Genomic DNA, 1296 nt, shown 5'->3' with positions numbered 1-1296 from the left:
CACGAGTTCTTTGCAGTCGCAGTTTATGTCGAGCGTGGCGGCGCGAGGCGCAGGTTTCCTTCGGTTTTCCATGATTTCACTCCAGATATTATGAGGGTTAGAGAGAGTGTTCGGAGACGGGTCAGGCCCGCCTTCGAACGTCAGTGAGCATTGTGATCAAGGCGTCGGAAGGCGGCTTGAAGCGCCCCGGCTTGATCGCAGGGGCACCGTGGGCTGCGAGAATCTGCAGCTTCTCTTCGGGATCGGCGCGCAAGTAGGTCTCGGTGCTCTGGATACTGGCGTGGCCGAGCCATAATGCGACCTTGCGAATGTCCCCCGTCGCCGCGAGCGTGTGCATCGCGCAAGAATGACGAAGCACGTGGGGTGTGACGCGCTTCCCAAGGATCGACGGCTGCTTCGTCGCTGCCGTCTTGACGTGCTCGGCCAATCGGAACGCAAATCCGTCGCGGGTCATCGGCTGCCCGTTGGCATTGAGGAATATCTCGGTGACCTCAACTTGAGGCCGGATCGCAAGCCATGCGCGCAATGCGATCTGGGTCTCCTTCCACAGCGGCAGGACCCGTTCACGTCGCCCTTTGCCCATGATGTGCATGGTGGACAGGGAGCGGTCCGGGAAATCGCCCAGTTGCAGCGTTACGAGTTCCGACACCCTCAGTCCGCCAGCATAGGTAAGATGCAGCATCGCGCGATCACGGGTGCCGAGGCGTGTCCGGGGATCGGGTGTATCGAGCAAAGCCTTGATCTCGGCCCGGTCGAGATAATCGATCAGCGCCTTGTCTGTCTTCTTGGTCGGGATTGCTCTGACACGGAGTGCCTGATCGAGGCAGGCTGGAATCCGGTACTCGATGTATCGGAAGAAGGATCGGATCGCGGCGAGCCTGCCATTGCGGGTCCGCACGCAGCTGCCGCGGCCGATCTCGACATGATCGAGGAAGGCCATGATCATGTCTGTGTCGAGATCCTCAACCTCTAGATCGGTCGGTCGGCGCTTCAGCCGATCGGCAGCGAACTGGACGAGGAGGACGAAGCAGTTGGCATAGGTCTTCACCGTGTGCGGGCTGACGGCGCGTTCGCGCGGCAGATGTTCCCGCAGATATGCCGAGAGATGGGGAGCAAGCGCCGTCATGCCGCTTCTCCTTGAAAAAGTTGCTCGCTTGCAGCCGCAATGTCGCGCAGCAGCACTGGCGTGGCTTCGAGATACCAGTACGTGTTGGCGATCGACGCGTGCCCCAGGTAGACACTGAGACCGGCCATGTGGTGGGCAATGGCCTCCCTGTCACGCGGGCAGGACTCAAG

Annotated in this window: 1 protein-coding gene and 1 pseudogene; both read right to left on the bottom strand. The window is 61.0% G+C overall.

Features of this window, described 5'->3' with window-relative positions:
• Positions 1-121 precede the first annotated feature (121 nt).
• Positions 122-1126: a tyrosine-type recombinase/integrase gene (locus FG95_RS17725; RefSeq protein ID WP_010339697.1), complete on the bottom strand. Its 1005-nt coding sequence runs from the start codon at positions 1124-1126 to the stop codon at positions 122-124.
• Positions 1123-1296: pseudogene (locus FG95_RS17720) on the bottom strand (tyrosine-type recombinase/integrase); the annotation flags it as partial. The gene FG95_RS17725 and the pseudogene FG95_RS17720, both read right to left, overlap by 4 nt.

Source organism: Sphingopyxis sp. LC363 (assembly GCF_000756385.1).
Classification (GTDB): Bacteria; Pseudomonadota; Alphaproteobacteria; order Sphingomonadales; family Sphingomonadaceae; genus Sphingopyxis.
This window is presented reverse-complemented; position numbering and strand designations above follow the sequence as displayed.